This is a genomic window from Nocardioides sp. CPCC 206348, assembly GCF_048654705.1.
Lineage (GTDB): Bacteria > Actinomycetota > Actinomycetes > Propionibacteriales > Nocardioidaceae > Nocardioides.
Genome location: NZ_JBMCZA010000229.1, coordinates 46,334 through 53,683, shown reverse-complemented (window position 1 = coordinate 53,683; position 7,350 = coordinate 46,334). Strand labels below are relative to the sequence as shown.

The 7,350-nt window shown below is 70.7% G+C and carries 8 protein-coding genes; 2 read left to right on the top strand and 6 right to left on the bottom strand.

The window, feature by feature from the left end; genetic code table 11:
* Positions 1–37: 37 nt before the first annotated feature.
* Positions 38–1,510 carry an FAD-binding protein gene (locus ACOADB_RS26080; protein ID WP_378605842.1) on the bottom strand — a complete coding sequence of 491 codons (1,473 nt, stop codon included), beginning with the start codon at positions 1,508–1,510 and terminating at the stop codon, positions 38–40.
* Between the two features lie 158 nt (positions 1,511–1,668).
* On the opposite strand from ACOADB_RS26080, the gene ACOADB_RS26075 reads away from it, so the two are divergent.
* Positions 1,669–3,198 carry a potassium/proton antiporter gene (locus ACOADB_RS26075; protein WP_378605839.1) on the top strand — a complete coding sequence of 510 codons (1,530 nt, stop codon included), beginning with the start codon at positions 1,669–1,671 and terminating at the stop codon, positions 3,196–3,198.
* Between the two features lie 4 nt (positions 3,199–3,202).
* On the opposite strand, the gene ACOADB_RS26070 is transcribed toward ACOADB_RS26075, so the two are convergent.
* Positions 3,203–3,739, bottom strand: coding sequence for a LytR C-terminal domain-containing protein (locus tag ACOADB_RS26070; protein WP_378605836.1), 537 nt, complete (start codon positions 3,737–3,739; stop codon positions 3,203–3,205).
* A 3-nt stretch (positions 3,740–3,742) separates the two neighbouring features.
* A complete protein-coding gene (locus ACOADB_RS26065; RefSeq protein ID WP_182378076.1) occupies positions 3,743–4,039 on the bottom strand; it encodes a type II toxin-antitoxin system VapB family antitoxin in 297 nt (98 codons plus the stop codon).
* Between the two features lie 69 nt (positions 4,040–4,108).
* On the opposite strand from ACOADB_RS26065, the gene ACOADB_RS26060 reads away from it, so the two are divergent.
* The gene (locus ACOADB_RS26060) at positions 4,109–5,770 is read left to right on the top strand and encodes a helicase HerA-like domain-containing protein (protein ID WP_378605833.1); all 1,662 of its coding nucleotides are present in this window, start codon (positions 4,109–4,111) and stop codon (positions 5,768–5,770) included.
* Positions 5,771–5,777: 7 nt separating this feature from the next.
* Here ACOADB_RS26060 and ACOADB_RS26055 read toward each other — a convergent pair whose 3' ends face one another.
* The 3 genes from ACOADB_RS26055 to ACOADB_RS26045 form a co-directional block, all read right to left on the bottom strand.
* Complete coding sequence (locus ACOADB_RS26055) at positions 5,778–6,020, bottom strand: hypothetical protein (RefSeq protein WP_378605830.1); 243 nt, start codon at positions 6,018–6,020, stop codon at positions 5,778–5,780.
* A 110-nt stretch (positions 6,021–6,130) separates the two neighbouring features.
* Complete coding sequence (locus ACOADB_RS26050; RefSeq protein ID WP_378605827.1) at positions 6,131–6,409, bottom strand: hypothetical protein; 279 nt, start codon at positions 6,407–6,409, stop codon at positions 6,131–6,133.
* 5 nt (positions 6,410–6,414) lie between these two features.
* Positions 6,415–7,161: a helical backbone metal receptor gene (locus ACOADB_RS26045; RefSeq protein WP_378605824.1), complete on the bottom strand. Its 747-nt coding sequence runs from the start codon at positions 7,159–7,161 to the stop codon at positions 6,415–6,417.
* Between the last annotated feature and the right edge of the window lie 189 nt (positions 7,162–7,350).

The window sequence follows — 7,350 nt, the reverse complement described above, 5'->3', positions numbered from 1 at the left end:
CGGCTACTCGACGAGCATGCTCGTCGAGTAGCGAGCGTCAGCGAGCGTATCGAGACGCCGCAGCACCGGCGCGGCGCCCGAAGAACGAGCCCTCCCCGAGCTGGGTGCCCGAGCAGTACCCCGCACCGTCCTGGGCGATGTTGGAGGCGCACGCACCGGCGGCGTACAGGCCGGGGATGACCGAGCCGTCGGGGCGTCGTACCTCGCCGTCGACGGTCGTGGCCATGCCGCCGAGGGTGAAGCCGGCGTAATAGGCGACACCGAGGCTCAGCTCCAGGACCGCCCACGGCGCGGTGGTCTGCGGGGCGAGCCAGTCGGGGTGCTTGTGCAGGTCCGGGTCCTCGCCGGCGGCGGCGTGCTTGTTGTAGCTGGCCATCGTCGCGACGAGTGATCCCTCGGGCAGGCCGAGGCCGGACTCCATCTCCTCGATGGTCTCGAAGCCGTCCTTGAGCGGGGCCAGCGACATCCGCTGCTCCTCGTAGTGGTCGCTGTCGACGATCAGGAAGGCGACCCCGCCCGGCTGGCGCAGGACCTCGTACGACGTCCGCGCGTGGTAGCTGTCCTCGGCCACGAACCGCTGGCCGTCACGGTTCACGATCAGCCCCTTGACCAGGTCGGACGGCGGGTAGAACGGCGCGGTGATGAACGGCTCGTCCATGTTCTCGAGGGCCGCACCCACGGACTCGCCGAGCCGGATGGCCAGCCCGTCGTCGTACGTCGACCCGAGGGTGAACGTCGCGGACTTCAGCGCCGGCGCGTAGTGGTCGACCATGTCCTGGTTGTTCACGAAGCCGCCAGCGGCGATCACCACTCCGCCGGCCCGGACCAGGCCGGTCTGCTCGAAGGACTTCCAGGCCAGGCCGACCACGCGGTCGCCGTCGACGACCAGGTTGGTCGCGCCGGTCTCGTAGCGGACCTCGACACCGGCCTTCTCGACCTGGTCGCGGAGCAGGTCCATCACGATCCGGGTGCCCTCGGTGTCACCGGGGACCGGGACCTTGTGGCCGCGCGGCGCCGGCGCGATGTCCTCGCGGAACGGCCAGACCTTCTCGTTGCCGGTGTACATCAGGCCCTGGGTGCCGGGCTGGATGACGGCCTTGCCGGGGAAGAAGGAGCGCTCGAACTCGAAGCCGAGCGCCTCGAGCCAGTCGAAGTGCTCGACCGAGCCCTCGCAGTACGCGCGGATCTTCTGCTCGTCGGGGTCCTTGGTGCTGGCCATCAGGTAGCGCACCATCTCCTCGACCGGGTCGTCGTGCCCGGTCGCCCGCTGCACCGCCGTACCCCCGCCGAGGTAGAAGTGGCCGCCCGACATCGAGGACGTGCCGCCGTGAACCGCCGCACGCTCGAGCAGGAGGACGCTGGCGCCGTCGCGGGCTGCTTCGAGGGCCGCGCACCCGCCCGCGATTCCGAAGCCCACGACGACCACGTCGAAGGACTCGGCATCCTCGGTCAACTGGTCGGCGGGGACCGTCGCGGGGAGGGTCAAACCGGCGGGCGTGGCAGTCGTCATGGTCCTAATCTAGAACATGTTCTACTTGCCGACCACGTCTACGTCGCCGGACGGGCAGCAAGCTGCCGGAGACGCGTCTCCCGACGCGCTCGGCGTGTTCTACCGATAGACTACGTACCCGCCACCCGACGAGAGCCGAGTGACCCTGAGGTGCCCTCTTGACGTTCGATGTCCATCAGCTCGACACGTTCGTCCTGGTGGGTGCCGGGGTGACGCTGCTGGCCGTCCTCGCCGTCCGTTTGTCCTCGGGCGTGGGCCTGCCCAGCCTCCTGGTCTACCTGCTGATGGGTGTCGCGCTCGGTGAGGGCGGGGTCGGGATCGGTTTCGAGGACGCGCAGCTGGCGCACGCCCTCGGCTTCGCCGCGCTGGCGATCATCCTCGCCGAGGGTGGCCTCACGACGAACTGGCCAGACGCGCGCCCGGCCATGCGGATGGGGCTGTCCCTGGCGACCCTCGGCGTCGTCATCTCGGTCGCGATCGTGGCGGTGGGCGGGCACTACCTGCTCGGCCTGCCGTGGGAGCTGGCCGTGCTGCTGGGTGCGGTCTGTTCGCCCACCGATGCCGCGGCCGTGTTCTCGGTGCTCCGCGTCGTGCCGCTGCCCAAGCGCATCTCCGGCACCCTCGAGGCCGAGTCCGGCCTCAACGACGCGCCGACGGTCGTCATCGTCACCCTCGTCTCGTCGGGGGCGTTCGCCGAGCACGGCCTGCTCGGCAGCACCGGCATCGTCATCTACGAGCTGATCGCCGGCGTCGCGTTCGGCCTGGCCGCCGGGTTCGGCGGTGCCTGGGTGATGCGCCGCGCGGCCCTGCCGTCGTCCGGCCTCTATCCCATCGCCATCCTCTGCCTCACCCTCGTCGCGTACGGCGCCGCGGCGGCCGTGCACGCCAGCGGGTTCGCGGCGGTCTACGTCGCCGCGCTGGCCCTCGGCAACGCCGACCTGCCCCACCGGGGCACCACGCGGTCCTTCGTCGAAGGGCTGGCGTGGATCGCCCAGATCGGGCTGTTCGTGATGCTCGGCCTGCTGCTGTCGCCCGACCGCCTGACGTGGAACGTGGTCGGCCTCGCGGTCGTCGCCGGCCTGATCCTGACGTTCGTGGCGCGCCCGGTGTCCGTGGCGGTCAGCGCCGGCGTCCTCCGGCCGTTCGGCGAACACACGCCCTGGAACGAGCTCGGCTTCATGTCGTGGGCAGGCCTGCGGGGCGCCGTGCCGATCGTGCTCACGACCATCCCGCTCGCCGAAGGCGTCGACGGCGCGACCCGCCTGTTCGACATCGTCTTCGTGATGGTCATCGTCTACACGTTGCTCACGGGCCCGACCCTGCCGCTGGCGGCGCGGATCCTGAAGGTGGCCCGACGCTCGGAGCCGCGGGGGATCGAGGTGGAGGCGGCCCCGCTCGACCGGGTCGCGGCGGACCTGTTGCAGGTCACCATCAGTCCCAAGTCGCAGCTCCACGGGGTGGAGGTCGGCGAGCTGCGCCTGCCCGTGGGAGCCAGTGTGTCGATGATCGTGCGCGACGGCGAGGCCACGGTGCCGGAGCGTCGTACCGTCCTGCGCCACGGCGACGACATGATCGTGGTGACGCCACGCAAGCAGCGCGAAGCGACCGAGCAACGGCTCCGCCAGGTCAGTGCAGGCGGGCGGCTCGCGCAGTGGCTGGGCGACGACAACCCGCCAGCCCGGCGGTAGCCCGTCAGGCCGCGTCGGGCACGGTGCTCAGCGGCGGCGTGCAGACGTAGCTGTCGTCCTGTGCGGTGACCGTCGGGTGTCCCTTGCGGACGCCCTTGAACTTCTTGCCCACCACGATGGTGATGCCGGGGTAGCCCGACGGCTGGTCGACGATCTCCACGTTCTTGCCGAGGTACGACGCCAGGAGCATCGCCGCGGGGTCCTCGGGGTCGCTCGCCCACACCTGCGCGGCCAGCGGGGCGGTGCCGTTCGGGGCGTTGCCGGTCTTGCCCGCGACGAAGCCGAACCCCGCGAGCTTGGCCATGGTGGTGCTCGCGAGCCCGTTGCCGCCACCGGCGTTGAGCACGGTCACCAGGACCTGGGGCGGGGCGACGTCCTCGCCCGCCCGGATCAGTGTGCTGGTGCAGGGCGCCGCCTCGGCACGCTCGGGGAACGGCTCGGTGACGCGGGACCAGGCCCAGGTCAGGCCGGCCAGGAAGACCACGCCCAGCACGGCCAGGGTGATGGCGGAGCGGCTGCTCTCGCGGACGTCGAGTGTCACGCGTCAGCCCTCCATCCGGACGACGCGGGCGTGGAGCACGTTGCGCTGTTGCAGGGCGGCACGCAGGGCACGGTGCAACCCGTCCTCCAGATAGAACTCATCCCTCCACAACACCACGTGGGCGAACAAGTCACCGTAGAAGGTCGAGTCGTCGTCGAGCAGTGAGGAGAGCTGCAGCGTCTCCTTGGTGGTGACGAGCTCGTCGAGGCGCACCTGGCGTGGGGGCACGGCAGCCCATCCCCGGGAGGTGAGCCCATGGTCGGGATAGGGACGCCCGACGCCCACGCGCTTGAAGATCACTGCTGGCGAGTCTAGGTGCCGCGCCTCAGTCGCCGCTGTCGATCCCACTTCCCCTCTAGAGTTCGGGCCATGACCCAGGAGCCGACGCCCGCAGCCGAGACGCCCGCCCCCGCCGCCACCCCGGCGGCCCCCGCCGCTCCGGCAGCTCCCGCCGCCCCGGCAGCAACCAGCGCCCTCGAGGCGGCGATCGCCCCCGGGTACGCCTTCGAAGGCCCTGCGCTGGAGCTCGGTGGCCTGATGACCGGCCCCGACGGCCTGACCGGCAGCACCATCCGGATCCCGCTCTCGATGCTCAACCGGCACGGCCTGGTCGCCGGTGCGACCGGTACGGGCAAGACGAAGACCCTCCAGCTGATGGCCGAGCAGCTCAGCGCCGCCGGCGTCCCGGTCTTCGCCGCCGACATCAAGGGTGACCTCTCCGGTCTCGCCACGCCGGGCGTGTCGAACGAGAAGCTGATCGCCCGGACCACCTCGGTCGGCCAGACGTGGACGGCGACCGGCTTCCCGGTGGAGTACTACGCGCTCGGCGGCCAGGGCATCGGCATCCCGATCCGGGTGACGATCTCCTCGTTCGGCCCGATCCTGCTCAGCCGGATCCTCGGCCTCAACGACACCCAGGAGTCCAGCCTCGGGCTGGTCTTCCACTACGCCGACAAGGCCGGCCTGCCGTTGCTGGACCTCGCCGACCTGCGCGCGGTCGTGCAGCACCTGACCAGCGACGAGGGAAAGCCGGAGCTCAAGGAGCTCGGCGGGCTGTCCGCCGCCACCGCCGGGGTCATCCTGCGCGAGCTGATCACCTTCGCGGACCAGGGCGCCGAGGCGTTCTTCGGCGAGCCGGAGTTCAACTCGGCCGACCTGCTCCAGATGGCGGGCGACGAGCGCGGCCTGATCAGCCTGGTCGAGCTGCCGAACCTCCAGGAGCGGCCGGCGGTCTTCTCGACGTTCCTGATGTGGCTGCTGGCCGACCTGTTCCACGACCTGCCCGAGGTCGGTGACGTCGACAAGCCGAAGCTGGTGTTCTTCTTCGACGAGGCGCACCTGCTGTTCCGGGACGCGTCCAAGCCGTTCCTCGAGCAGATCGCCCAGACGGTGCGGCTGATCCGCTCCAAGGGCGTGGGTGTCTTCTTCGTGACACAGAGCCCCACCGACGTACCCGACGAAGTGCTGGCGCAGCTCGGATCGCGGATCCAGCACGCGCTGCGTGCCCACACGCCGAACGACGCCAAGGCGCTCAAGGCGACCGTCAACACCTACCCCAACAGCGAGTACGACGACCTCGGCGAGGTGCTGACGACACTCGGCACGGGCGAGGCGATCGTGACGGTGATGGGTGAACGCGGTGCGCCGACGCCCGTCGCCTGGACCCGGCTGCGCGCGCCCGAGTCGTTGATGGCGCCGAGCACCACCGAGTCCATGGAGGCGACCGTCAAGGCCAGCCCCCGTTTCGCGACGTACTCGACCGTGGTCGACCGCGAGTCGGCCCGCGAGCTCCTCGCGAAGAGGCTGGAGGAGGGCGCCCGGGCCGAGGCCGAGGCGCAGGAGAAGGTCGTCGAGAAGGCCGACAAGGAGAGGTCCGCGCCCCGGTCCAGTGGTTCGGGCGTACGCCGCAAGGCCGATGACGGTGGCCTGGTCAGCGACGTCGTGAAGTCCTCGGCGTTCAAGCAGTTCATGCGAACTGCTGCTGCCGAGATCGCGCGCGGCCTGTTCGGCACGGCGCGCCGACGCCGCTGACCCAGGGTCAGGCGGTCCAGCGGATCGCGTCGTCCACGAAGTCAGCGAGCTGGTGGACGCCGCGCAGGTCGCGGCGCTGTTCCATCAGGGTGGTGAGGCGCTGGGCGTGACGGTCGCGGAGGGCCGCACGTCGAGCGATGGCGTTGGCCGCAGCGGCCTCGGCGTCGGTGGTGGTGCCCGAGGTGGGGGCGTCAACCGACTCGAGGTGACGAACCGCGGTCTGGGTCTCAGGGGAGGTCGTCTTCTTCATGAGTTCACTGTGATCCAGTGAGGTTTCTGAATTCCTGCTCGGTGGTTACGAGACGGTGTCGGGCCGTGTGACACGCACGACAGGGTGCAATGCGGGACCGGGCAGCCTGCTCAGGATCCGATCGAGCTGAGCAGGACGAAGTAGGCGCCGAGGCTGAGAACCACGCCGAGGAGGGCCCAGAGCGCCCCGGCCACCGATCGATCACGGGCGGTGAGTGCCGGGTCGAGGCCCCACCGCCCCACCACGGCTCCGATCGCGACGCTGGCAGCGGCGGCCACCGGCAGGATGAAGGATCCTGACTCGTCGGACCCGTCGAGGAAGAACGCGCTGCCGGGGAACGACAGGAAGCCGACGGCGACGAGGGCGAGCCGTACGGCAGCGTTGCGCATGCGGCTCAGGATGACAGCAGGTCGTACGCCTCGACCATCGCCGGGCCGTACCAGGTCAGCAGGCGGCCGGACACGAGTCGCGTCGGCACCTGCGTGAACGCCTCGGGCCCGTCGTCCTCGGTGAAGACGTAGGGCTCGTCGGGCAGCAGCACGAGGTCGACGTCGGCCCGGTCGATCGCGGCCAGGTCCACGGCCGGGTAGCGGTCCTCGCCGTCGTCGTACACAGGGACCCAGCCGAGGCGCCGCAACAGGTCGCCGGTGAAGGTGCGCGGTCCGACCACCATCCACGGATCCCGCCAGATCGGTACGACGACCCGCCCCCGCGTCGGCGGAAGCGAACGGTCCCAGCGCGCCCGTGCCGTGGCCAGCCACTCCGGTCGCGCGACCTGCAGGGCGCTCTCGTACAGCCGGTCGAGCGAGTCGAGCGCCTGCGGCACCGTCTCGATGTCGGTGACCCACACGGGTACGCCGGCGTCGCGGAGGCGTCGGACGTCGAGCGCGCGGTTCTCCTCCTTGTTGGCGACGACCAGGTCGGGCTCGAGCGCGCGGACGGCCTTGAGGTCGGGATTCTTCGTGCCGCGAACGCGGGTGACGTCGAGGTCGGCCGGGTGGGTGCACCAGTCGGTGGCGCCGACCAGGCGCTGGCGCAGATCGGTGGCCAGGGCCTCGGTGATCGAGGGGACCAGGGACACGATCCGCACCGGGGGGCGGGGCAGGTCGACGGCGTCGCCGAGGTCGTCGAGGATCAGCACCCGGCCACCGTATCCGGGTTCGTCCCTCTGGTCGGATCGACCCGGATGGTGCAGGATGCGCCATTGACGCGGGCGGACCGTGTGTTTCATGGGGAGGAATCAGGCATGACCCGGTTTGGCGTGTGGTGTGTCAGTGCGGCCGTGACCGGAGCGATCATGGTGCTCGCCTCTGCGGGCGCGGTGCCGACC